Origin of the sequence: Pseudoflavonifractor sp. An85 (assembly GCF_002161235.1) — a bacterium.
In the GTDB taxonomy this organism is placed as follows: domain Bacteria; phylum Bacillota; class Clostridia; order Oscillospirales; family Oscillospiraceae; genus Enterenecus.
The window spans coordinates 1-23,906 of sequence record NZ_NFHE01000035.1 but is presented as its reverse complement, the minus strand read 5'-3'; the positions used below and the strand labels follow the sequence as shown (position 1 = coordinate 23,906).

Here is a 23,906-nt window from a genome sequence, read left to right as displayed (position 1 = left end):
TGCTTGTTATAATTTGTCTGCATAAACAAATTGTACAGCAAATGAAACGAGAGGCCAACCCCCAAAAAGGTTAGCCTCTCGTTTTGCTGTTCTGGCCTATTTTGCAACAGGCCCTTTTTATTTCTTCTTTTGCAGCTTTTCTTTGTTACCCTTTTCATCCACCAGGTAGGTGTTGTCCAGCTGGCCCACCAGGCTGGCTTTGACGCTGTCAATGTACTCTTTCCGCAGAACAGCACGTTCCTCCAACTCTTCGGCAGACAAGGTCTCTCCCGCCTTCACTCGGCGGGCAAGCTCGTTGATGCGAGCGATTTTTTCCTCTGTCATGGGGGTGTTCCTCCTTTCTTGTTATACATAACGATGCAGGGTGAGGATGACCCGTCCCTTCCGGGACTGGCCTCCCACCTGAACCAGAACACATTTGCCCAGCCCCCGGCAGGTGAGCACGTCCCCCTCTTCCACCAGACGGTCGCTTTTCAGACACTCTACGTGGTTGACCGACACCCGGCCGGTGGTGATGCACTGGGCGGCCTTGGACCGGGACAGGGAGAAGCCGGAGGCCACCACCGCGTCCAGCCGAAGGGTGGCCACGGTGTCGTGGATCTCCTTCACGGTCTGAGGAGCGGGGGAGAGCTGGGAGAGGGGAATTTCCTGTAGCTTCAGAGGATACCGGCCCGCCTGATTAAACTGGGACAGGACAATGGGCAGAGTCTCCCGCAGGCACACGATCTGGGCCGCTTGCTCCCCCATGAGGATATCCCCAATTTTCTCCCGGGTGATGCCAATGCCCATCAGGCCCCCCAGGATGTCCCGGTGGGTGAGATTTGCCTGGCGGGGAAAGGCGGCGGAGATGGCGGCCAGATCCTCGCTCGGATCGTAGTTCTCTACTTCCTGCCAGTGGGGAAGAAAGACGCAGATGGTGCGTTCGGCATCCTCATAGCCCCCGGTGAATACATGCCGGGGATGGCCGGAGGCAGCCAGCAGCGGCTCCACTGAGGCCCGCAGGGCAGGGGAGAGAAACTGGGTGGGGCAGGGGATGGAGCGGGTATCGGCCCGCTGCATCTGATCCAGCACCCGGGCCAATTCCAAGCGCTGTTCCCCGTCCTTGGCAAACTTGTTGAGAAGTTCCGTCTTGTTCATACGCGCACACTCTTCTGGGCGTTGTACAGCTGGGCATACTCCCCGCCGCTTTGGAGCAGATCCTCGTGGGTGCCCTCCTCCACAATGCGGTTGTCGTCCACCACGATGATGCGGTGGGCATTGCGGATGGTGGACAGCCGGTGGGCGATGATGAGGGTGGTGCGCCCCTTGGCCAGTTCGTCAAAAGCGCTTTGGATGCGGGCCTCAGTCACCGAATCTAGAGCGGAGGTGGCCTCGTCCAGAATGAGCACGGGAGGATTTTTCAGGAAAATCCGGGCGATGGACACCCGCTGTTTCTGGCCGCCGGAGAGCATCACGCCACGCTCGCCCACGTAGGTCTGGAACCCGTCGGGCATGGCCATGATATCGTCGTAGATTTCCGCCCGACGGGCCGCCTCTACGATCTCCTCCTGGGTGGCGTCGGGCTTGCCGTAGCGGATGTTGTCGTAGATGGTACCGGCAAAGAGGAATACGTCCTGCTGCACGATGCCGATGTTCTGGCGCAGGGACTGCTGGGTGATGTGGCGCACGTCCACGCCGTCCATCAGAATACGGCCCCCGGTGACATCGTAGAACCGGGGAATCAGCTGACACAGGGTGGACTTTCCGCCGCCGGAGGGGCCTACCACAGCCACCGTCTCCCCCTGGGGAATGTGGATGGATACATGGTCCAGCACGGTCTCGCCTTCCTCATAGGAGAAGGACACGTCATCCACCAGAATATCGCCCTTGGCAGTTCCCATTTCCAAAGCGTCAGAAGCGTCCTGCACCGCAGGCTCCACTCGCATCAGCTCCACAAACCGCTTGAAGCCTGCCATGCCGTTGAGGAACTGCTCCACAAAGGCGGCCAGCTTGCGCACGGGGGTGAGGAAGGTGGAGATATACAGCGCAAAGGTTACCAGGTCGATGTAGGTCATCTCCCCCAGGAGGATGAACCAGCCACCGGCGGTAATGGTGAGCACGTTCATGGCAGGCAGGGCAAACTCCAGCCCCGCCATGTAGGTGGCCATGGCCTTGTAGTAGTCCCGCTTGGCCCCCTTGAACTGGTTGTTGGACTGCTGAAACTTGTGGTTTTCCTGCGCCTCGTTGGCAAAAGCCTTGGCGGTGCGCATACCGGAGATGGAGGACTCCAGCTGGCCGTTGATACCTGCCATGTTCTGCTTGACCTGCACCGAGGCTTTCATCATGCGCCGACGCTGGAAGATGGTGAAGAGGACAAATACGGGCACCACCGCAAAGACGATGAGGGCCAGCTTCCACTGGATGGTGAGCATCAGGCAGAAAGCGCCGCCCAGGGTGATCACCGAGATGAACAGATCCTCGGGGCCGTGGTGGGCCAGCTCGGTGATCTCAAATAAGTCGTTGGTGGCCCGGCTCATCAGCTGACCGGTGCGGTTTTTGTCGTAAAAGGAAAAGGATAGGTCCTGCATGTGGCCAAACAGGTCCCGGCGGATGTCCGCCTCGATGAGCACGCCCATCATGTGGCCCAGGTAGGTGACAATGTAGTACATCCCCGCTCGAAGCAGATAGGCCAGAAGCAGGCAGGCCATGACCGCAAAGAAGGCCCCAAAGAGGTTCTGGGGCAGCAGCTCCTGCATGGACAGACGGGACACATAGGGGAATGCCAGATCTATCAGGGCAATGCCCAAGGCACAGGCCATATCCAGCAAGAACAGGTGCAGATGCGGCTTGTAGTAGGACAGAAAGATAGACACATGGCTCCGCTGAAATTTCGAACGATCCATGATAATTCCTCCCAATTTTTTTGTAATAAAATAGTATACCTTACCCTAACTGGGTTGTCAATGTAAGCCATTGGAGTTATAATGTATATTGCAAGAAATAAAATATCTCTGGAGAGGAGAACACGATAGATGGTTCAGGATTTGATGGTGGTAACGGAAAGTGTACTGACGTTGTTTTTGGTCATGGCAGTGGGGTATACTCTGGTCAAGCTGGGTGTTCTGACGGAGAGCACTCTGCCCCAGCTGTCCAAACTTTTGCTGTATGTGGTGACGTCTTCCATTATGATTGATTGTTTTCAAGTGGAGCGCACCCCAGAACTGGACCACCTGTTGCTGGTGGCAGGTGGAGCTCTGGTGGCCACTTATGTGCTGTATATGTTGCTGGGTCAGCTGCTGTTTTGCAGACGTGGGGAAGAAGAGCGGGGTGTTTTGCGCTTTTCCTCCATTTATGGAAATACGGGCTTTATGGGATTGCCGCTGATTAGTGCGGTGCTGGGCAGCGAGGCCATGATGATCACCGTCATTGGAATTGGGGTGTTTAATGTGGCCACCTGGACCCATGGCGTGGCCTGTATTGGTGGGAAAGAGCACACCTCGGTGAAGCAAGCGCTGCTCAACCCGGGCATCATCAGTTTTGTGATTGCAGTGGCGCTGTTTCTGGCCGGAGTGGAGTTGCCCGGTCCCGTGGGGGATGCAGTGAGCGACCTGGCGGCTTTGAATACCCCTCTGGCCATGATTGTCATCGGGGCCCAGATGGCCAGCGCCAACCTGAAAGAGGTGTTTCGAGATCTGCGGCTATACATGGTTTCCGCGGTAAAACTGCTGTTGATGCCGGCGGTGACCATTTTGGTGTTGCTGCCTTTGCATTTGGATGGTATGATATTCACAACCTTGGTCATCCTCAGTGGATGTCCCACAGCGGGGGCATCCAGCTTATTTTGCCAGATGTTGGGGAAGGACTCCTCTCTGGCGGCCAAGCAGGTGACCTTTTCCACGCTGCTGTGCATCGTAACTCTGCCGCTGGTGACCTTGGCGGCGCGGGTTTTGGGCACATGAGACGCATCCCATAGGAGGGAATTGACATGGAACCGATTCAACTGACCTGGAAGCAGCGGGGGGAACTGTGGCTGCGCCTGGGGGTACGGGCGGCGTTGTTGGTGCTGGCGCTGCTGGCCCTACGCTATGGCGTATTGCCCCTGGTGTCTCTGCTGAGTCCCTTTGTGCTGGCTCTGGTGCTGTCCTGGATGCTCAATCCTCTGGTGCGCTGGCTGCAAAGGAAGCTGTCCATCTCCCGGGGCCCCATTACCTTGACGCTGCTCATTGTGGTGTTTGCCATTGTGGGGGGCGTGCTCTGGGCGTTGACCTGGATGGCAGTGGAGCAGGTGCAGGCGTTGTTTTTCAACTGGGAGGCCATTGTGGACACGCTGCTGACCAACCTGGATCGGGTACTGGAGTGGTTTGGCGGCCTGCAGGATCTGCTCCCTGGGGAGGCCTACAATGCCGGTGAGCGCTTTGCTCAGCTGGTGGAGGCCTGGGTGCGGGACATTGACGTCTCTGGCTGGCTGAAGGTGGTGGCAGATCGGGCACCTTCCCTGGTGGGCCAGGTGTCCGCCTTTGTGGTGGCAGCCATTGTGTTTTTGATGGCCACCTACTTCATCACCGCTGACTACCCCCGTCTGCGCTTATTCATCACCATCCGGGTGCCTGCCCCCGCCCGTAGTTTCTGCGGCGAAGTGCGGCGCATTTTCATGGAGGCCTTTGGCGGCTATCTGAAAAGCCAGCTGATTATCTCCTTTGTTGTGTTTGTCATTTTGGCTGTGGGCTTTTTCATCATCGGTCAGCCCTACAGTTTGATTTTGGCTCTGGGGTTTGCGGTGCTGGACTTCATCCCCATCATTGGTTCGGGTACCATCATGGTGCCCTGGGCGGTGGTGGACATCATTGTGGGCAACTACACCCATGCGGTCCAACTCATGGTGATCTGGGGCATCATTGCCCTGTTCCGCCGCCTGGGTGAGCCTAAAATTCTGGGCGACCAGACGGGCCTGTCTCCCATCCTCTCCCTCATTGGTATTTATGTGGGTATGCTGGTGGGCGGCGTGCTGGGCATGATCGTGGGCCCGCTGCTGCTGTTGGTGCTGATCAACCTGGCCAAGTTGGGTATCTTCTCCCCTGTCATTGGTGATCTGTCGGCGGCAGCCTCCGATGTGGCGGCCATTTTGAAAAACGGCCAGAGAAAATAAACAAGACAAGCTTTGAAGAAAAACCTGCGCCCCTGTTCCGGGTACTGGAATCGGGGCGCAGGTTTTGTCTGTTTAAGGGGTTTATTTCAGATTGGCGCGGTGGCTGTCCCGGTATTGGCTGGGGGTCTGGCCCTTCTTTTGCCGGAACAGGCGGGAAAAGTACATGGAATCCTCATAGCCCACCGAGCGGGCGATGTAGGTGATGGTGAGATCCGTGTTGGTCAAAAGGGTACAGGCCTGGCGTATGCGCACATCCAGCAGATAGGTCTGGGGGGACACCCCCACCATGGATTTGAACAGCCGGTACAGGTAGGTGCGCTCCAAACTCAACCAGTTGGCCAGGTCTTGGATGGTGATGGCCTCGCTGTAATTGTTTTCGATGTACTTTAAGGCCTCCTCCACATAGGAGATATGTTTTTCCCGGGAGGGAATATCCGTGTTGGGGAAATGGGTGGCCCATAAGTACAGGTACTCATAGAGAATGCTGTTCATCATCAGATCCCGGTGATGGGGCAGCTGGTAGGCGCGAAACATGTTTTCGTGGCACTGACGGATAGCTTCCTCGTGTTGCCCACAGTGTACATAGGGGACGTTCATCAACGAGGTGCGCTGGAAGTAATGTTCCACCTTGATGCCCTGTATTCCGATCCAGGTATAGGTCCAAGGCTGACGGTTGTCGGCCTCATAGTACATTAGGGTTTGGGGCTTGATTAAAAAGGCGTCACCGGCAGAGAGATGGTAGGTTTTGCCCTCGGTTTGAAAGATGCCCTTTCCCGATAGAATGTAGTGGATCAGATAGCCACTGCGTACCGCCGGACCATAGCTGTGCCCCGGTTGGCAGGTCTCGTACCCACAGGTGTAGATCATGGCGTCGATGTTTTTGGAAAAATCATTGGAAAAAATATAATCATCCATACTAGGCAACTCCCAACAAAAGCATATAGTGAAGCAACATATCTCTATATGTAACTCATTGTAAAAGGATATAATACAAGTATCAAGAGGAAACGAGAAAAAAGCGAAAAATATAGTGAATATGACGATACATATATTTTAAACTGGGCGATTTAGAGAGAAAAGGGAATGGAATATGGCGATTTTTTATGATGAAGAACAAAGGATTTTCCATTTACAGACACAAGAGTCCAGCTACGTCATGCAGGTGATCCGAGACAAGTATCTGTCACATTTGTATTGGGGCAGACGGGTGGAGCAGTACCGGGGCAGCCGGGCTATCATCTGGAAGGATCGGGGCTTTGCCCCTAATCCCGACGACACGGACCGAACCTTTTCTCTGGACACTCTGCCCCAGGAGTACCCACAGACCGGCAATGGCGATTTTCGTACCTGCGCCTATGGCGTGCGGCAGGAAAGCGGCAGCCGCATCAGCAGCTTGCTGTACGACGGCTACGAAATCCGGCCTGGAAAGGGGAAGCTCCAGGGCTTGCCCGCCTCCTTTGGCGGCCCGGAGGACGTGGACACTCTGGTCATTTATCTGCGGGATGCGCTTATTGGCCTGGTGGTGGAGCTGGAGTACAACGTGTTTGACCGACGGGGCATTATCACCCGAAGCGTCCGCTTTGTCAATGAGTCCCAGTGCCCGTTGACCCTGACCAAAATGCTCAGCATGTCGGTGGATTTCCGAGAGCAGGATTTCGACGTGCTCACCCTCTACGGGGCCCACAACAACGAGCGCAACATGGACCGCAGACCCCTCACCAGCGGCATTGTGCAGATTGAGAGCCTCCGGGGCACCAGTTCCCCCCAGCAGTCCCCCTTCCTGGCCTTGATGCGGAAAAACGCAGATGAGGATCAGGGGGAGGTGTACGGGGTACAGTTTGTGTACAGCGGTAACTTCCTGGCCTCGGCTCAGGTGGATGCCTTCCAGAATGTGCGTGTGCAGATGGGGCTCCACCCCTGGAATGGGGAATGGTATCTCCACCCGGGAGAGACCTTCCAGACCCCCGAGGTGGTCATGGCCTACACCCATGAGGGGCTCAACGGCCTGTCCCATCTCTTCCATATCTTCTACCGCAACCATCTTATGCGGGGGAAACACGCCAACGCCCTGCGCCCCATTTTGATCAACAACTGGGAGGCCACCTTCTTCCAGTTTACCGAGGAAAAGTTGTTGGAGCTGGCCCGCAAGGCGGCTGAGACGGGCATTGAGCTATTTGTGCTGGACGATGGCTGGTTTGGCCACCGGGACGGAGACAACAGCTCCTTGGGAGACTGGTTTGTGGACCAGCGCAAGCTGCCCCACGGCCTTCCCTGGTTGGCAGATCAAATCCACGGCATGGGCATGCAGTTTGGCCTGTGGTTTGAGCCGGAGATGATCTCCCAGGATAGCCAACTGTACCGGGAGCACCCGGACTACGCCCTCCACGCCCAGGGCAGACCCTACACCATTGGCCGGGGCCAGCTGGTGCTGGATTTGTCCCGGAAGGACGTGTGCGACCATGTGATTGACAGCGTTCGTGCCATTTTGGCCAACACGGACATCGACTATGTCAAGTGGGATATGAACCGCCACCTCACCGAGGTGGAGAGTGGAGCCTATGCCCCCTACCAGCAGGGGGAGATTGCCCACCGCTATGTGTTGGGGCTGTATTACATCCTGGAGACCCTGACCAGCGAGTTCCCGGACATCCTGTTCGAGGGCTGCTCCAGCGGCGGCGGTCGCTTCGATGCGGGTATGCTCTACTACATGCCACAGTCCTGGTGCAGCGACAACACCGATGCGGTGTGCCGGATGAAGATTCAGTACGCAACCTCGCTCACCTTCCCACCTGTGACCATGGGTGCTCACGTCAGTGTGGTGCCCAACCAGCAGACGGGACGGGTCACTCCTCTGGAGACCCGGGGGTATGTGGCCATGAGCGCCAATTTCGGCTATGAGCTGGACTTAAATGCTCTGTCTCAGCAGGAGTTGGACGAGGTGAAAGCGCAAATTTCCCTCTATAAGGAGATACGGGACACCGTGCAAAACGGCACCCTGTATCGCATCAAAAACCCCTTTGACGGAAACCTGGCCCAGTGGAATTTCGTGTCCCAGGATAAACAGCACGTGGTGGCCTTCCACTTCGAGATTTTGAGCCAGCCTGCGGCCCCTGTACAGCTGTTAAAACTCAAGGGATTGGAGGTGGACGCACTCTATCGGGACGTGGACCGTGGCACCGTGTATGGCGGAGATGAGCTGATGTATGCAGGCATCAGTATTCCGCTGAAAAAACAGGATTTTCGCAGTGAATGCTATCGTTTTGAGAAAGTGTAACCAAAAGGAGAATAGGAGGCAAGCATGGATACGACAAAAAGACAACGGTATGAGGCCATTGCCGCTCATGTGATCGAGCTGGCAGGCGGAAAGGGAAACATTCTTGGCGTTGCACATTGTGCCACCCGGCTGCGCCTTGTGCTGGAGGACAACGATCAGGCGGACATCAAGGCCATGGAAGAGGTGGATCTGGTCAAGGGCGTGTTTGTGGCAGGGGATCAGCTGCAAATCATCTTTGGCACCGGCATCGTCAACGACATCTGTCAGTTGGTGGCCGAGACTGTCCACATGGACACCATGAGTTTGAGTGACCTGAAATCCAAGGCCAACCAGCGGATGAATCCTCTGCAAAAGGCCGTCAAGGCTCTGTCCGACGTGTTTATCGAGATCATGCCCGGCATTCTGGCTGCGGCATTGCTGACAGGCCTGTCCAGCGTGCTGGGTAACCTGTCCTTTGTGGAGAGCAACGACACCCTGTACGGCATCACCAAGCTCATCAACATCGCCTCAGGCGCAATCTTCGGATTCCTGCCCCTGGCGGTGGCATATAGCACCGTCAAACGCTTTGGCGGCAGACCCATCATGGGCATCGTCATGGGCTGTATCATGTTGTCCAACAGCTTGGCGGACGCCTATGCAGCTGCACAGGGCACCGTGGACGTGACCACTCTGCGAATTTTCGGCATTGGCGTGGACCTCATTGGTTTCCAGGGCGGTATCATCGTGGCCCTGCTCATCGGCATTGTCACCGCTAAACTAGATATCTTCTTCGAGCGGAAGGTACCGGAAGTGATTCGGCTGCTGGTGTCCCCACTGCTCACCACCCTGGTTAGCTCCTTCCTGCTGTTTTTGATCATCGGCCCTGTTGGCCGAGGCCTGGCCACTGGTATCACCACCGTGCTGGTGTGGATGACCGAGCACCTGGGTGTGGTGGGTTATGCGGCCTTCGGCGGCGTGCAGCAGCTCATCGTTATCACCGGCTTGCACCATGTGTTTGGGGCCATTGAGACCCAGCTGTTGGTGGATACCGGCAGAAACTTCTTAAATCCCCTGATGTCCGTAGCCATCATCGCCCAGGGCGGCGCTGTGCTGGGCTATCTGGCCCGGAATTTCAAGGATGCCCGGGCTAAAGAGCTGTGCATTCCCAGCTTTATCTCTGTACTGTTCGGCATCACTGAGCCTGCTCTCTTTGGTATCAACCTGAGATATCGCTATCCCCTCATTGGCGGCTGCCTGGGTGGCGCTGTGGGCGGCGCTATCGTGTACTTCACCAATTTGGCTGCTCTGGGCTTTGGCACCACTGTGGTGCCCGGTATTGCTCTGACCGATCCCACCGGAAATGGCTATGTCAATTACATCATTGCCCATGTGGTGGCTCTGGCTGCAGGTTTCTTGTTCACCATCCTTCTGTCCGCAGTCTTTGCCGCGAAGGACAAGGCCAGCAAGGCATGAATATCTGATGGAATATACATGAAAAGAGTGGAAACAGCCTGCCGTAGACCCTACGGCGGGCTGTTTCCATATTATTACCAATTTGTTTATAATCATTTTGAATTCCCGTCACAATCTGGACATAATTTTTTAGTACCCTGTGTTCAGACAAAATCATAAGGAGTGACCCATATGTTTGAAGATAACAACCTCAACCAGAACCAAGGCTTTGATCCGGAAAGCGGAGCGTATCGATACAGCTGGACCCCCAAGGGGGAGAACACGCAGAACGATTTCCACGTGCAGCAGCCTGCGCCCAAGCCTCCCAAGAAGCATAACGGCATGGGACGTGCGGTGGCCCTGGTGCTGTGTTGTGCGCTGGTGGGCGGCGGTGCTGGACTGGGCGGCGCGGCGCTCTATGACAACTTGGGCGGCAACTCCAACTCCACCACCATCTATCAAAACACCACCCAGGGCACCCAGGTGAACGTACAGCAGGCGGATGGGGTCAAGGAGATGACCCTGGAGGAGATTTACGCCTCCTACGCCGATTCCTGCGTGAACATTACCTGCCAGGTGACGGTGCAGCAGGGCTGGCAACAGTATACCGGCACCTCCAGTGGCTCCGGCTTTATCCTCAGCGAGGACGGATATATCGTCACCAACTACCACGTCATTGACGGGGCCAACGCCATCAAGGTGACTCTGAACAATGGCCAGGAGTACGACGCCATCCTCATTGGCGGCGAAGAGACCAACGACGTGGCGGTGCTGAAGATCAATGATATCAGCGGTCTGAAGCCTGTGGTGCTGGGCGACTCCGACACCCTGGTGGTGGGCCAGCAGGTATCCACCATTGGTAACGCTCTGGGCACCCTGTCCTTCTCTCAGACCTCCGGTCATGTCTCCGGCGTGGGCCGTTCCGTGACCATGAGCGACGGCACCATCATCAACATGATCCAGACCGACTGCGTCATCAACTCCGGCAACTCCGGCGGTCCTCTCTTTGACCAGTATGGCCGTGTGGTGGGCATCACCTCCGCCAAGTACTCCAACAACGGCGATACCAGCTCTGCCTCCATTGAGGGCATCGGCTTTGCCATCCCCATCAACGATGTCATTGACATGATTCAGGACTTCATCCAGTACGGCTATGTCACCGGTCGTCCTTCCATGGGTATCACCGCCGTGGAAGTCACCGAGGACTACGCCAAGGCCTTTGGTTGGCCCGCCGGTGTGTACGTCAACGGTGTAAACGAGGGCTCTTGTTCCGAGACTGCCGGCCTGAAGCAGGGCGACATCATCACCAAGCTGGGTGATACTGAGGTCACCACTGTGGCCGAGCTCAACGCCGCCAAGAACCAGTTCAAGGCAGGGGAGAGCACCACTTTGGAGGTGTACCGCTCTGGTGAGACCGTCACCCTAAACATCACCTTCGATGAGGAGAAGAACAACACCCAGACCCAGCAGCAGGACCCCGCGCCCCAGCAGACCAGCAGCAGCCAGCAGGGCGGTAGCTACTTTGATCCCTGGGACTTCTACTTCGGCAACTGATAGATCCCCCAAAAACAAAACAGCAGCGAGAGAGTCCTCTCGCTGCTGTTTCAGACTGTCAATAAACCTCATGTCAATGCAAGAAGGACAGATTATCTTGCATTGTAAAAAAGCCCTCGGCAGAGTTTTCACATCCGCAGATGGGAAAATAAATTCAAATCTGTTTTTTTCGGGGACATGCGCATCGAAAAAAACACTTCTCAGCCCGCCAGTGTGGAATCGGGTCGTCCTTTGACCCGATTATGCATGCAGGGGGCTGCATCCCCTCGAAAAAATGCTGGCATTTTTGAGAAGCGTGTCGAACTTTTTCGACACGCTAAAGCAGCAGCGAGAGAGTCCTCTCGCTGCTGCTTTTTTATCCTCACTGCATCAAAGCCAATTCAGCTTCCGCTTCCCGCCGGTTGTCGGCGGAGAAGCAGAATTCTCCGTTGAAATATACTTCCACATGACCTCTGACATACTCCAGCTCATACATGGCGGGACACTTCCTTTCAAACCTTGATGTAGGTGTTCTTCTTTGATGATGAAAGTGTACCACATAGGAAGTCCGATAAATGGGACTATTAAAAAGGAGTATAGGAAAGCCCCCCGCCGAAAGGCGGGGGGCTTTGAGTCATTGGAAATGACCGATTAGCGCAGGTTGAAGAAAGCGTCGCGGCCCAGGTACTGAGCGGCATCGCCCAGCTCCTCCTCGATGCGGAGCAGCTGATTGTACTTAGCAACACGGTCGGTGCGGCTGGGAGCGCCGGTCTTGATCTGGCCAGCGTTGAGAGCCACGGAGATGTCAGCGATGGTGGTGTCCTCGGTCTCGCCGGAACGGTGAGAGACGACGGCGGTGTAGCCAGCGCGGTTAGCCATCTGGATGGCGTCCAGGGTCTCAGTCAGGGTGCCGATCTGGTTGACCTTGATCAGGATGGCGTTGGCAACCTTCTTCTCAATGCCGGTGGACAGACGGGACACGTTGGTCACGAACAGGTCGTCGCCAACCAGCTGGACGCGGTCGCCGATGGCCTTGGTGAGCATGCCCCAGCCTTCCCAGTCGTTCTCGCCCATGCCGTCCTCCAGGGAGATGATGGGGTAGTTGTCGGCGAACTTCTTCCACATGTTGACCATCTGCTGCTTGGTCATGGTCTTCTTGGCCTTGGGCAGGTCGTAGCAACCGGTCTCCTCGTTGTACCACTCGGACACAGCGGCGTCGATGGCGATCATGAAGTCCTCGCCGGGCTTGTAGCCGGCCTTCTCGATGGCCTGAACGATCACCTTCAGAGCGTCCTCATCCTTCTTCAGGTTGGGAGCGTAGCCGCCCTCGTCACCCACGCCAGCGGCGGGAGTGCCATTCTCCTTCAGAACGGTCTTCAGGGTGTGGAACACCTCGGCGCAGCGGCGCAGAGCCTCACGGAAGGAGGGAGCGGACACGGGCATGATCATGAACTCCTGGATGTCCACGTTGTTGGTGGCGTGAGCGCCGCCATTGAGGATGTTCATCATGGGCATGGGCAGGATCTTGGCGTTCACGCCGCCAATGTAGTTGTACAGGCTGGTGCCCAGGGACTCGGCAGCGGCCTTAGCGCAAGCCAGAGAAGCGCCCAGGATGGCGTTGGCGCCCAGACGGGTCTTGTTGGGGGTGCCGTCCAGCTCGATCATGGTCTTATCAATGGCGGGCTGATCCAGAACGTTCATGCCGATCAAAGCCTCAGCGATCTCGGTGTTGACGTTGGCAACAGCCTTCTCCACACCCTTGCCCATGTAGCGGCTCTTATCGCCGTCACGCAGCTCGCAGGCCTCGTAGATACCGGTGGAAGCGCCGGAGGGCACAGCAGCACGGCCCACGGTGCCGTCGTCCAGGGTCACCTCAACCTCAACGGTGGGGTTGCCGCGGGAGTCCAGAATTTCGCGAGCGACGACGTCAACGATTTCGATCATGTTTTTCATGGGAATCAATCTCCTTTCAAATCGTAGAGAATGTTATCTTCAGGTGGGCAGACCCGGGAGGGCCTACCCACCGGATAACCACAATGGGTTGGTTGTGCGGAGTCTTAGTGGACGATCAGGGTCTCACCAGTCATCTCGGCAGGCTTTTCCAGGCCCATGAGATCCAGCATGGTGGGAGCCAGGTCGGCCAGACGACCGTCATGCAGCTTCACGTCCGCACCCACCAGGCAGCAGGGCACCAGGTTGGTGGTGTGGGCGGTGAAGGGGGTGCCATCCTCGGCCAGCATGTGCTCGGCGTTGCCGTGGTCGGCGGTGATGATGGACACGCCGCCCATGGCAGCGGTGGCAGCCACCACCTTGGCTACGCCCTCGTCCACGGCCTCGGCGGCCTTCACAGCGGCGTCAAACACGCCGGTGTGGCCTACCATGTCGCAGTTAGCGTAGTTGAGGATGATGACATCATACTTGCCGCTCTCGATGCGCTTGACGCACTCCTCGGTGACCTGGGCAGCGCTCATCTCGGGCTGCAGGTCGTAGGTAGCAACCTTGGGGGAGGGGATCAGGCAGCGATCCTCGCCGGGGAAGGTCTGCTCCACGCCGCCGTTGAAGAAGAAGGTGACGTGAGCGTACTTCTCGGTCTCGGCAATACGCAGCTGGGTGCGGCCCATGCGGGAGATATACTCACCGAAGATGTTGGACAGCTTCTCACGGGGATAAGCCACCACCACGTTGGGCATGGTGGCGTCATACTCGGTGGTGCACACATACTGCACGTGGAAGAAGCCCTTCTTGCGCTCAAAACCGGTGAACTCGGGGTCCACGAAGCTGCGAGTGATCTCACGAGCGCGGTCAGGACGGTAGTTGTAGAAGATGATGGAGTCGCCCTCGCCGATCTCGGCGCCCTTGGTGCACACCACGGGCTCCATGAACTCGTCGGTGACGCCCTTATCATAGGACTCCTGCACAGCCTGAGCGGCATCGGCGCAGAAGGGAGCCTCACCGTAGACCATGGCGGCATAGGCGCGCTCCACGCGCTCCCAGCGGTTGTCGCGGTCCATGGCGTAGAAACGACCCATGACAGTGGCAATCTGGCCCACGCCCAGCTCCTTCATCTTGGCCTGGAGCTGCTCCACGTAGCTCTTGCCGGAGGAGGGGGGCACGTCACGGCCGTCCAGGAAGCAGTGGACGTAAACCTTGGTCAGGCCACGCTCCTTGGCCATCTTCAGCAGAGCGAAGAGGTGGGTGATGTGGGAGTGCACGCCGCCATCACTGAGCAGGCCGTACAGGTGCAGGGCAGTGCCCTTCTCCTTGCAGGCATCCATGGCGTTGGCATAGGCAGTGTTCTGGAAGAAGGTACCCTTCTCGATATCCAGGGAGATGCGGGGCAGGTCCTGGAACACCACGCGGCCGGCGCCGATGTTGGTGTGGCCCACCTCGCTGTTACCCATCTGGCCGTCGGGCAGGCCCACGTCCAGACCGGAGGCGGACAGGCAGCAACGGGGATTCTCAGCGAAAATCTTGTCCAGATTGGGGGTCTTGGCGGCGGCAATGGCGTTGTCTCCGGGCTTGCACTCGCAGGCGGGGAGGCCGAAGCCGTCCATGATGATGAGAGTAGTAGGAGTCTTCATTTCGTACGCCTCTCTTAACTTAAGCTTCCTGGTTGGCAGCGTTGATGATGGCCATGAAGTCGTCGGGCTTCAGGGCAGCGCCGCCGATGAGGCCGCCGTCGATGTCGGGCTGAGCCAGCAGCTCAGCGGCATTCTTGGCGTTCATGGAGCCACCGTACTGGATGGTGACGGCACGGGCCACGCGGGCGCCGTACAGCTTGCGGATCACGCCACGGATGTGGGAGCACACAGCGCCAGCCTGCTCAGCAGTGGCGGTCTTGCCGGTGCCGATGGCCCAGATGGGCTCATAGGCGATGACCACGCGGCGCACCTGGCTCTCGGTCAGGCCAGCCAGAGCGATCTTCACCTGATAGGTGATCAGCTCCTCGGTGACGTCCAGCTCGCGCTGCTCCAGGCTCTCGCCCACGCACACGATGGGACGCAGGCCGGCCTCCAGAGCGGCGTGGACCTTCTTGTTGACGGTCAGGTCGGTCTCGTTGTAGTACTGACGGCGCTCGGAGTGGCCGATAATGACGTACTTAGCGCCCACTTCCTTGAGCATCTCCACGGTGACCTCACCGGTGAAGGCGCCGGAAGCCTCGTAGTGGCAGTTCTCGCCGCCGATGGCCAGACGGGTGTCCTTGAACAGCTTCACAGCACCGGGAATGTTCACAGCGGGAACACACAGCACCACTTCGCACCACTTGTGCTTGCCCAGCTGGGGCTTGATGGCCTCGGCGTAAGCGCGGGTCTCGGACAGGGTCTTGTTCATCTTCCAGTTGCCGGCGATGATGGTCTTACGATATTTCAGATTCATAAGAATGTCGTCCTTTCTGTATAGGGGTGGGGCATATTGTCACGCTCGGATTGGACGCATGGCCGGGCCTCTAAGCCCGCCGACTCCGGGCAAACCCGGGGAGGCAGGTGTGCCACCCCTGGGCTTTGCCCATCCGCACGGGGCTAGCGGCCCTATGCGTCTATCCTCAACGCTTCGCATTGTCACGTTCGGATTGGACGCATGGCCGGGTCACTAAACCCGCCGGCTTCGGGCAAAACCGGTGCGGTAAGTGTACCGCGCCTGGGCTTTGCCCATCCGCTCTGGGTTTAGCTCCCCTATGCGTCTATCCTCACGCTTCGTAATTACTTGTCCAGCAGGCAAGCCACACCGGGCAGCTCCTTGCCTTCCAGGAACTCCAGGGAGGCGCCACCGCCGGTGGAGATGTGGGTCATCTTGTCGGCGAAGCCCAGCTGAGCCACGGCAGCAGCGGAGTCACCGCCGCCCACGATGGTGATGGCGTTGGTCTCGGCCAGAGCCTTAGCCAGAGCGCGGGTGCCCTCAGCGAAAGCGGGGAACTCGAACACGCCCATGGGGCCGTTCCAGATCACGGTGCCGGCGTCCTTCACAGCGTCAGCAAACAGCTCGATGGTCTTGGGGCCGATGTCCATGCCCATGCGGTCAGCGGGGATAGCCATGGTCTCCACCAGCTCGGGAGTGGCGTCAGCGGAGAACTCAGCGGCACACAGGGTGTCCACGGGCAGCAGGAACTTCACGCCCTTCTCCTTGGCCTTAGCCATCATCTCCTTGCAGTAGTCCAGACGGTCCTCTTCCAGCAGGGAGGTACCAACGGTGCCGCCCATGGCCTTGATGAAGGTGTAAGCCATGCCGCCGCCGATGATGATGGTGTCAGCGATGTCCAGCAGGTTGTTGATCACGCCGATCTTGGAAGAGACCTTGGCGCCGCCCAGAATGGCAACCAGGGGACGCTTGGGGTTGGCCAGAGCGCCGCCCATGATCTCCAGCTCCTTCTCGATCAGGAAGCCGGACACGGCGGGCAGGTAAGCGGCCACGCCAGCGGTGGAGGCGTGAGCGCGGTGCACGGTGCCGAAAGCGTCGGACACATACACCTCGGCCATATCAGCCAGAGCCTTAGCGAACTCAGGATCGTTCTTCTCCTCGCGGATGTCAAAGCGCAGGTTCTCCAGCAGCATGATCTGGCCGGGCTGGAGAGCAGCGGCCTTGGCCTTGGCGTCCTCGCCAATAGTGTCGTTGGCGAAGATGACCTCGCAGCCCAGCAGCTCGCTCAGACGCTTGGCAACGGGAGCCAGGGTCAGGGACTCCTTACGCTCACCCTTGGGCTTGCCCAGGTGAGAGCAGGCGATCACAGCAGCGCCCTGCTCCAGCAGGTACTTCAGGGTGGGCAGAGCAGCCACGATACGCTTGTCGTCGGTGATGGCACCGGTGGCCTTGTCCTGGGGGACGTTGAAGTCACAGCGGCACAGCACCTTTTTGCCCTTTACATCCAGATCCTTGACAGTCTTTTTGTTGTAGTTCATGTTCAGGCTCCTTTCAAAGTAACAGGGAAATAAATATATTACCTTATGGTATATATAAATGGGGTGCAGAGTGGAGACACTCTGCGTTTCGCAATCCCATTGCGAACAAATCAGGCATCCTCAGCCATACAGCCTGTCCCGGACAAGCCGGGAAAGCCTTGCTGTTTCAAGGCCACCCCACAAAACAGGTTTTGTGGGGACCCCCGAGGATTTCATATGCGCAGGCCGGAAGTGAATTCCGTCCTGCTCCGCCGCACCAGCGGCGGCCCGCCGGGGGCGGGCTTACTCGGCCTCGGACATCGAGCCTGTCCCGGACAAGCCGGGAAAGCCTTGCTGCTTCAAGGCCTCGTAGGTGAGGATGGCCACCGAGTTGGACAGGTTCAGGCTCCGGGCGTCCTCCCGCATGGGAATGCGGATGCAACGGTCCCGGTATTTTTCCCGCAGCCACTGGGGCAGACCCGCGGTCTCTTTTCCGAAAAACAGCCAACAGCCATCGGAAAAGGACACATCTGAGTAGTCCCGAGGGGCTTTGGTGGTGGCCAGCCATAGCTCAGGCTGGGGATGTTGGGAGAAAAAGTCGTCCAGATCTTTGTATACCGTCAATTCCACCATGGGCCAGTAATCCAGACCAGCCCGACGCACGGCTTTTTCACTGATGTCGAAACCCAAAGGCTCGATCAAATGCAAATGGCAGCGGGTGGCCGCACATGTGCGTGCGATATTTCCGCAATTCTGTGGAATTTCAGGTTCCACCAAAACAATATTGACCATATTCTCCTCCTTCAACCATGCACATTATATTCGTTTTTGAAGCAAATGACAAGAGAAAAAATGGGGAAAACAGCAAAAAAAATAACTTTTTTTCGGACGAAAGAAAAAACTATGAAAAACGCATAAAATAGTAAATAATTTCACAATGTATATTCTATGAAATGATAAATTCTAACAAAATTTAGAATTTTATATCGTATATTTTATTTACTGAAAATGGAAGTGCAAAAAATTTTTCGGAAAGGGGAACTTTTTGCCCTCTCATTGCGTCCAAGCATACAGCAGGGCACACATGACCCTGACTGTATCCAAACAAGTAAGGAGAATATGAAACATGATGAAAAAGATTGTGACTCTGGCCATGGCTGCTATTATGGCTATTTCTCTGGTGGCCTGCGGCAACACGGCCAGCCAGCCCACCGCCACCCCCACTCCCGAGCCCGTGGATCTGGCCGCCTTTGGTGAGAAGTACGTCACTGAGCAGCTGATGCCCCCCCTGCTGGACACCAACGAGGACATGGGCAAGCAGATTCTGGACGCCAGCTACGCTGGCCTGAGCGACCTGGACCTGGAGCAGTGCCTGGCCTATGTGTCCATGATGAGCATCAATAACACTGAGATGGTTCTGGTGCAGGCCAAGAATGCCGATGACGTGGCCAAGGTCAAGGAGATTTTCCAGGCCCGCATTGACAACATGCTCAACGGCGGCACCTTCTACCCTGAGACCATTGAGATCTGGCAGAACAACGCCGAGATCGTGGAGAACGGCAACTATGTGGCCCTGGTGGTGAGCACCGACAAGGACGCCATCGTGGAGGCGTTCAACGGCCTGTTTGCCTAATTGTTCCGGTCAACCGCCTGTTGCGCCCTCACAATTTGAGCATTTGGCAGAAATTTAGCCAGGCTACCCAACAGGCCCACACGGGGTGTTGCATTTGGCAGCACCCCGTGTTACCTTATAAAGAGCGATTTTGTCAACTGAGGTGACTGCCGTGGTATTCTCTACCCCATATTTTCTCTTTTTATATCTGCCCATGGTGCTGCTTCTGTACTACATTTCTCCGCTAAAATGGAGAAATTTGGTGCTGATGGTGGTAAACCTGATCTTTTACGGCTGGGGCGAGCCGGTGTATATCATCATCATGCTGGTCAACATCACCGCCAACTATGTATTTGGCCTGGTGGTGACCCGATGCAAACAAAGGGAAAACCAGCGGGGGGCCAAGATTGCTGTGGCTCTTTCCGTGGTGTTCAACCTGGCTTTGCTGGGCTTCTTCAAGTACTGGGATTTCCTGGCCCGATCCTTGGCAGGTCTGGGACTGCATATCATGCCCCAGTTCGGTCTGGAGCTGCCCATCGGTATTTCCTTCTACACCTTCCAGACCATGAGCTATACCATCGACGTGTACCGGGGGGACACCCGGGTGCAGAAGAACATCATCACCTTCGGCACCTTCGTCACCCTGTTCCCGCAGCTCATTGCTGGTCCCATTCTTCAATACAAGGATCTGGATGCCCAGCTGGAGCACCGGGACCACACGGTGGATCGGTTTGCTCTGGGTGTGCAGCGGTTTTGCGTGGGCTTGGCCAAAAAAGTGCTGCTGGCCAACAATCTGGGCAAGCTCTGGGACGTATATCTGGCCACACCGGGGGCGGAACTGACCACTCTGGGGGCCTGGTTGGGCATCATCGCCTTCTCCCTCCAGCTGTATTTCGACTTCTCCGGTTATTCGGACATGGCCATTGGCCTGGGGCGTATGTTGGGCTTTGAGTTTATGGAGAACTTCAACTACCCCTATATCTCCAAATCCGCCACCGAGTTCTGGCGGCGGTGGCACATCTCCCTGGGCAACTGGTTCCGGGATTACCTGTATATTCCCCTGGGAGGAAGCCGGGTGGGGAAAGCCCGCTTGATCTTCAACACCCTGGTGGTGTGGGCTGCCACTGGCATTTGGCACGGGGCCAGCTGGAATTTCCTCATCTGGGGCCTGTACTACTTCTGCTTCATTATGCTGGAAAAGCTGTGGCTGGGCAAATACCTGAAAAAGGCCCCAGCTGTTCTCTCCCACCTCTATGGCGTTTTCGTTGTGGTGGTGGGCTGGGCCATCTTCGCGGTAGAGGATTTCACTGCTATGGAGCTCTACCTCAAGGCCATGTTTGGCATGGGGGCCGGCTTGGTGGACAGCTCGGCGCTGTACTACCTCTTCAATTATCTGCCTATGCTGATCGTTGCCTGTGTGGCCGCTACTCCTCTGGCTGCCAAGGTGTGGCACAAGATTCCCGCCAAGGTGTGGAAGCCGGTGTTGCCGGTACTGGTGTGTCTGGCTTTGGTGGTGGCCACGGCTTACTTGGTGGACGGGACCTACAATCCCTTCCTCTATTTCCGATTCTAAGGAGGTGAACCGCTGTGAGTAAAAAATATGCATGGTTTATCACCGCTCTCTTCTGCGTGTTCATCTTTGGATTTGGGGCGGCACTGCTGATTTCCCCCGACCGGGACTTCTCCGAGCAGGAGAACCGGTATCTGTCCAAGTTTGAGGCGCCCACCCTGTCCACATTGAAGTCCGGCGAGTTCATGAAGGACTTTGAACAGTATGTCATCGACCAGTTTCCCCTGCGGGACCAGTGGATTCAGATGAAAGCCTGGTGTGAGCGCCTGGTGGGCAAACAGGAGAACAACGGGGTGTACCTGGGGACCGATGGTCAGACCCTCTTTGCCCAGTACACCAAGCCCGACCAGGACGATTTGCAGCGCCGGGTTGGTTACGTCAATCAGCTGGGGGCCAACGTGGAGGTGCCGGTGTATTTCGCTCTCATTCCCGACAAGAGCTTCGTGTGGGCCGACCGCCTGCCCAACCGGGCGCCCCTGGTGGACGACGGGTCCTCCATCCAGGAGGCCATGGGATTTACCAGTGAGGACGTGACCTACATCGACTTGCGGGACAAGCTGAACGGAGACGATGTGTTCTACCGTACCGACCACCACTGGAGCATGTTTGGCGCTTTCCAGGGCTATGAGGCCCTGACCCAGGCCATGGGGGTGGACACCGTGACTCCCGATGGAGAGCCCACTATGGTCAGCGACGCTTTCTATGGCACTACCTATTCCTCCAGCGGAGCGGGTTGGGTGAAACCCGATGAGATGTACACCTGGGTCAGCGAAGAGGGTATTACCGTCACGGCCTATCCCAAGGGACAGCCGGAGCCTGGGGTGCTGTACGACAAGAGCTTTTTGGAGAAAAAGGACAAGTACTCCATGTTCCTAGGTGGCAACAAGCCCCTGGCTGTGGTGGAGAATCCCCAGGCTCAGGGGGGCAAGTTGCTGGTGCTCCGGGATTCCTACTCCGATTCTCTGGCTCCCTTCCTGGCCCAGAGCTACCAGGAAGTGCACCTGTTTGACGTGCGCTACAACCTGAACTCTGTGAAGGAGTATGTGGAACAAAACGACATCGACCAGGTGTTGGTGCTCTTCTCCGCTTCCAACTTTGCCTCGGAGGCCAACCTGTTTGTCATGAGCCGCTAAAAACCCATAGAATTGTCTGACGCACAGTCCGCCTCTTTGGACTGTGCGTCAGTGCATATCTATGGAGGAAACACCTCCAGGTCACGGCAACGTTCCACAGCGTCCTGGGCACATCCGCGGAGATTTCCTCGGCATAGGCGCCGTGCACGGCCTGGAGATGATTGTGAGAAAAAGATACCATCCATCCCTGAAGATTTCCTGAAAAGTCCTGGTATTACCTGTAAAAGAACTGTGAACACTGGGGCTTTCAGCTACCTTTCAGCAAACGGGTATAGCATACTCTTAGAAGAATCGGATCACGGTGTCTGGGGGTATCTACATGAAAATTCTCGTGGTGGAAGACGATCGGCTGTTGGCGGACTCCTTGAAAGAGTTGCTGACCCAGAAGGGCTTCCAAGTGGAAGCGGTCTACGACGGGGAAGCGGGAGCGGACTACGCTCTGCTGGGCATCTATGATCTGCTGATTTTGGACGTGATGATGCCTAAATTGGACGGCTATCAGGTGGCCCGTCAGGTACGAGCACGCCACTGCGGTACCCCCATTTTGATGCTCACCGCCAAGGGGCAGCTGGAGGACCGGGTGGAGGGGCTCAACGCCGGAGCGGATTACTACCTCACCAAGCCCTTTGACACCCGGGAGCTGTTGGCCTGTATCAACGCCCTGCTCCGCCGTCAGGGGGGCGAGGTGGACGAGATGACTTTTGGCAACACCTCCCTGGACTTGTCCACCACCACCTTGGTGTGCGGGGACAAGCAGATCCGTCTGTCCGCCAAAGAGTTTGATATCATGCGCTATCTGCTCCAGTCGGGCGAAAAAAACCTGTCCAAAGAGGTAATCCTGGCCCGGGTTTGGGGGTATGACTCGGAGGCGGTGGAAAACCATGTGGAGGTGTATGTGGGGTTTTTGCGGAAAAAACTCCGGAGCATTGGCTCCAATGTACATATCCAAGCCGTGCGAAAGCTGGGCTATCATCTGGAGGTGAGCGAGAGTGATTAAGCGTCTGCGGTGGAAGTTTGTCCTCATCAACATGACCATTGTCACCATCATGCTCTGCGTCATCTTTTCGCTGCTCTACTCCTTCACCCGGGTGGATTTGGAGAACAAGAGCATTGCCATGATGCGCAGCATCGCAGATAATCCGGCGGGGCAGGGCAGTCCCACCGAACAGGCCCTCCAGGTGCGCCTGCCCTACTTCACTTTGCAGCTGGGCCAGGACCGGGAGATCATCGCCACCGGTGGCGGCTATTATGACCTGTCCAACCAACAATTTTTGCAGCAAGTGGCCCAGGCAGTGCTGGACACCCACGGACCTGTGGGGGTGCTGGAGGAGTATAATCTGCGCTTTTGCCGGGTGATGACCCCGGGCAATCAGACCTTGGTGTTTGCGGATATGTCCAGCGAACAGGCCACCTTGCAAAACCTGGTGCGCACCTGCATCTTCGTGGGGGTGGTCAGCTTTCTGGTCTTTTTGGGACTGAGTGTGTTGCTGGCCCGGTGGGCAGTGCACCCGGTGGAACAGGCGTGGCGGGAGCAAAAGCAGTTTGTGGCTGATGCCTCCCATGAGCTGAAAACTCCGCTCACCGTTATCACCACCAACGCAGAGCTGCTCCAGCAACCGGGGGTGGATGAGCAGGCGCGGGAGCGGCTGTCCGGCAACGTGCTGGGCACGGCCCGACACATGCGGACCCTGTTGGAGCAGATGCTGGAGCTGGCCAAGGGAGATCACCCATCCAGTCAGGCGGCTTATCAGCCGGTGGATTTTGGAGAAGTGGTGTCCCATGAGGCACTGGCCTATGAGGCGGTGTTTTTTGAAGAGGGGCTGGAACTGGAGAGCCGGGGTGAGACATCTGTTTCCGTTCTGGGTGACCCGGTGGAACTGCGTCAAGTGGTGGATATTTTGCTGGACAACGCCCGGAAGTACTCCAATCCAGGCGGGAAGACGGTGATGACCTTGCGCCGGGAAGGGCGGCGTAAATGCCTGTTGGCGGTATCCAATCCCGGCCCGGAGATTGCGCCCCAGGACTTGCCCCACCTCTTCCAGCGGTTCTACCGCTCCGACAGGGTGCGTACCCGGTCCGGCAGCTTTGGCTTAGGGTTGGCCATTGCCCAGAGCATGGTACAGCGCCACCGGGGGCGCATTTGGGCCCAGAGCCGCCAGGGAGTCAACACCTTTTATGTGGAGCTGCCCACCGCATGAACAAGAGGGAACGCCGAGAGGCGTTCCCTCTTGTTGGTTTGGTTAGCTTTAGCGTAACGACAACCCCCAGCTATGCTGGGGAGAGTAAAAAAGATTATATAGTGAAAAAACCTTCTGGTAAAATTGAGGTTGCGGTCGGCCAACTGCAACAACAAAG

Annotated in this window: 19 protein-coding genes; 10 read left to right on the top strand and 9 right to left on the bottom strand. The window is 57.0% G+C overall.

The window, feature by feature from the left end:
• Window positions 1-117 precede the first annotated feature (117 nt).
• Genes B5G37_RS12440 through B5G37_RS12430 form a run of 3 tightly spaced genes read right to left on the bottom strand, consistent with a single transcriptional unit; the run spans window position 118 to window position 2,882 of the window.
• A complete protein-coding gene (locus B5G37_RS12440; RefSeq protein WP_087258134.1) occupies window positions 118-324 on the bottom strand; it encodes a DUF896 domain-containing protein in 207 nt (68 codons plus the stop codon).
• Window positions 325-345: 21 nt separating this feature from the next.
• The gene (locus tag B5G37_RS12435; protein WP_087258131.1) at window positions 346-1,137 is read right to left on the bottom strand and encodes a YlmH/Sll1252 family protein; all 792 of its coding nucleotides are present in this window, start codon (window positions 1,135-1,137) and stop codon (window positions 346-348) included.
• Window positions 1,134-2,882: an ABC transporter ATP-binding protein gene (locus B5G37_RS12430; RefSeq protein ID WP_087258128.1), complete on the bottom strand. Its 1,749-nt coding sequence runs from the start codon at window positions 2,880-2,882 to the stop codon at window positions 1,134-1,136. Before B5G37_RS12430 ends, B5G37_RS12435 begins: the two co-directional genes overlap by 4 nt.
• Window positions 2,883-3,011: 129 nt before the next feature.
• Between B5G37_RS12430 and B5G37_RS12425 the strand changes: the two genes are divergently transcribed.
• On the top strand, window positions 3,012-3,938 hold the full coding sequence (locus B5G37_RS12425) for an AEC family transporter (protein ID WP_087258125.1): 927 nt from the start codon (window positions 3,012-3,014) through the stop codon (window positions 3,936-3,938).
• A gap of 26 nt (window positions 3,939-3,964) precedes the next feature.
• Window positions 3,965-5,125, top strand: a complete 1,161-nt coding sequence (ytvI, locus tag B5G37_RS12420; RefSeq protein WP_087258122.1) for a sporulation integral membrane protein YtvI — start codon at window positions 3,965-3,967, stop codon at window positions 5,123-5,125.
• Between the two features lie 81 nt (window positions 5,126-5,206).
• Here ytvI and B5G37_RS12415 read toward each other — a convergent pair whose 3' ends face one another.
• Entirely contained in the window at window positions 5,207-6,040 is an 834-nt protein-coding gene (locus B5G37_RS12415) for an AraC family transcriptional regulator (protein WP_087258119.1), read from the bottom strand.
• Window positions 6,041-6,215: 175 nt separating this feature from the next.
• On the opposite strand from B5G37_RS12415, the gene B5G37_RS12410 reads away from it, so the two are divergent.
• The 3 genes from B5G37_RS12410 (at window position 6,216) to B5G37_RS12400 (ending at window position 11,384) form a co-directional block, all read left to right on the top strand.
• Window positions 6,216-8,399, top strand: coding sequence for an alpha-galactosidase (locus B5G37_RS12410; RefSeq protein WP_087258116.1), 2,184 nt, complete (start codon window positions 6,216-6,218; stop codon window positions 8,397-8,399).
• 24 nt (window positions 8,400-8,423) lie between these two features.
• Window positions 8,424-9,851, top strand: coding sequence for a PTS transporter subunit EIIC (locus B5G37_RS12405; protein ID WP_087258113.1), 1,428 nt, complete (start codon window positions 8,424-8,426; stop codon window positions 9,849-9,851).
• A 171-nt stretch (window positions 9,852-10,022) separates the two neighbouring features.
• The gene (locus B5G37_RS12400; protein ID WP_087258110.1) at window positions 10,023-11,384 is read left to right on the top strand and encodes a trypsin-like peptidase domain-containing protein; all 1,362 of its coding nucleotides are present in this window, start codon (window positions 10,023-10,025) and stop codon (window positions 11,382-11,384) included.
• Between the two features lie 630 nt (window positions 11,385-12,014).
• Here B5G37_RS12400 and eno read toward each other — a convergent pair.
• The 5 genes from eno to B5G37_RS12375 form a co-directional block, all read right to left on the bottom strand.
• The gene (eno, locus tag B5G37_RS12395) at window positions 12,015-13,316 is read right to left on the bottom strand and encodes a phosphopyruvate hydratase (RefSeq protein ID WP_087258107.1); all 1,302 of its coding nucleotides are present in this window, start codon (window positions 13,314-13,316) and stop codon (window positions 12,015-12,017) included.
• A 104-nt stretch (window positions 13,317-13,420) separates the two neighbouring features.
• The gene (gene gpmI / locus B5G37_RS12390; protein WP_087258104.1) at window positions 13,421-14,944 is read right to left on the bottom strand and encodes a 2,3-bisphosphoglycerate-independent phosphoglycerate mutase; all 1,524 of its coding nucleotides are present in this window, start codon (window positions 14,942-14,944) and stop codon (window positions 13,421-13,423) included.
• A gap of 19 nt (window positions 14,945-14,963) precedes the next feature.
• Window positions 14,964-15,740, bottom strand: coding sequence for a triose-phosphate isomerase (tpiA, locus tag B5G37_RS12385; RefSeq protein ID WP_087232630.1), 777 nt, complete (start codon window positions 15,738-15,740; stop codon window positions 14,964-14,966).
• A gap of 323 nt (window positions 15,741-16,063) precedes the next feature.
• A complete protein-coding gene (locus B5G37_RS12380) occupies window positions 16,064-17,257 on the bottom strand; it encodes a phosphoglycerate kinase (protein ID WP_087258101.1) in 1,194 nt (397 codons plus the stop codon).
• A gap of 282 nt (window positions 17,258-17,539) precedes the next feature.
• Window positions 17,540-18,028, bottom strand: coding sequence for a tRNA (cytidine(34)-2'-O)-methyltransferase (locus B5G37_RS12375; protein ID WP_087258098.1), 489 nt, complete (start codon window positions 18,026-18,028; stop codon window positions 17,540-17,542).
• A gap of 334 nt (window positions 18,029-18,362) precedes the next feature.
• On the opposite strand from B5G37_RS12375, the gene B5G37_RS12370 reads away from it, so the two are divergent.
• From B5G37_RS12370 to B5G37_RS12350, 5 genes are all read left to right on the top strand, one after another.
• On the top strand, window positions 18,363-18,869 hold the full coding sequence (locus tag B5G37_RS12370; protein ID WP_087258095.1) for a DUF4358 domain-containing protein: 507 nt from the start codon (window positions 18,363-18,365) through the stop codon (window positions 18,867-18,869).
• Window positions 18,870-19,020: 151 nt separating this feature from the next.
• A complete protein-coding gene (locus B5G37_RS12365; RefSeq protein ID WP_087258092.1) occupies window positions 19,021-20,421 on the top strand; it encodes an MBOAT family protein in 1,401 nt (466 codons plus the stop codon).
• Window positions 20,422-20,435: 14 nt separating this feature from the next.
• On the top strand, window positions 20,436-21,551 hold the full coding sequence (locus tag B5G37_RS12360) for a DHHW family protein (protein WP_087258089.1): 1,116 nt from the start codon (window positions 20,436-20,438) through the stop codon (window positions 21,549-21,551).
• A 319-nt stretch (window positions 21,552-21,870) separates the two neighbouring features.
• Window positions 21,871-22,548, top strand: a complete 678-nt coding sequence (locus B5G37_RS12355; RefSeq protein ID WP_087258086.1) for a response regulator transcription factor — start codon at window positions 21,871-21,873, stop codon at window positions 22,546-22,548.
• On the top strand, window positions 22,541-23,749 hold the full coding sequence (locus B5G37_RS12350) for a HAMP domain-containing sensor histidine kinase (RefSeq protein WP_087258083.1): 1,209 nt from the start codon (window positions 22,541-22,543) through the stop codon (window positions 23,747-23,749). Before B5G37_RS12355 ends, B5G37_RS12350 begins: the two co-directional genes overlap by 8 nt.
• Window positions 23,750-23,906: the final 157 nt, after the last annotated feature.

Coding starts and splice junctions, on each gene's coding strand:
- B5G37_RS12440 (WP_087258134.1), bottom strand. CDS start 324: ATGACAGAGGAAAAAATCGCTCGCATCAACGAGCTTGCCCGCCGAGTG.
- B5G37_RS12435 (WP_087258131.1), bottom strand. CDS start 1,137: ATGAACAAGACGGAACTTCTCAACAAGTTTGCCAAGGACGGGGAACAG.
- B5G37_RS12430 (WP_087258128.1), bottom strand. CDS start 2,882: ATGGATCGTTCGAAATTTCAGCGGAGCCATGTGTCTATCTTTCTGTCC.
- B5G37_RS12425 (WP_087258125.1), top strand. CDS start 3,012: ATGGTTCAGGATTTGATGGTGGTAACGGAAAGTGTACTGACGTTGTTT.
- ytvI (WP_087258122.1), top strand. CDS start 3,965: ATGGAACCGATTCAACTGACCTGGAAGCAGCGGGGGGAACTGTGGCTG.
- B5G37_RS12415 (WP_087258119.1), bottom strand. CDS start 6,040: ATGGATGATTATATTTTTTCCAATGATTTTTCCAAAAACATCGACGCC.
- B5G37_RS12410 (WP_087258116.1), top strand. CDS start 6,216: ATGGCGATTTTTTATGATGAAGAACAAAGGATTTTCCATTTACAGACA.
- B5G37_RS12405 (WP_087258113.1), top strand. CDS start 8,424: ATGGATACGACAAAAAGACAACGGTATGAGGCCATTGCCGCTCATGTG.
- B5G37_RS12400 (WP_087258110.1), top strand. CDS start 10,023: ATGTTTGAAGATAACAACCTCAACCAGAACCAAGGCTTTGATCCGGAA.
- eno (WP_087258107.1), bottom strand. CDS start 13,316: ATGAAAAACATGATCGAAATCGTTGACGTCGTCGCTCGCGAAATTCTG.
- gpmI (WP_087258104.1), bottom strand. CDS start 14,944: ATGAAGACTCCTACTACTCTCATCATCATGGACGGCTTCGGCCTCCCC.
- tpiA (WP_087232630.1), bottom strand. CDS start 15,740: ATGAATCTGAAATATCGTAAGACCATCATCGCCGGCAACTGGAAGATG.
- B5G37_RS12380 (WP_087258101.1), bottom strand. CDS start 17,257: ATGAACTACAACAAAAAGACTGTCAAGGATCTGGATGTAAAGGGCAAA.
- B5G37_RS12375 (WP_087258098.1), bottom strand. CDS start 18,028: ATGGTCAATATTGTTTTGGTGGAACCTGAAATTCCACAGAATTGCGGA.
- B5G37_RS12370 (WP_087258095.1), top strand. CDS start 18,363: ATGATGAAAAAGATTGTGACTCTGGCCATGGCTGCTATTATGGCTATT.
- B5G37_RS12355 (WP_087258086.1), top strand. CDS start 21,871: ATGAAAATTCTCGTGGTGGAAGACGATCGGCTGTTGGCGGACTCCTTG.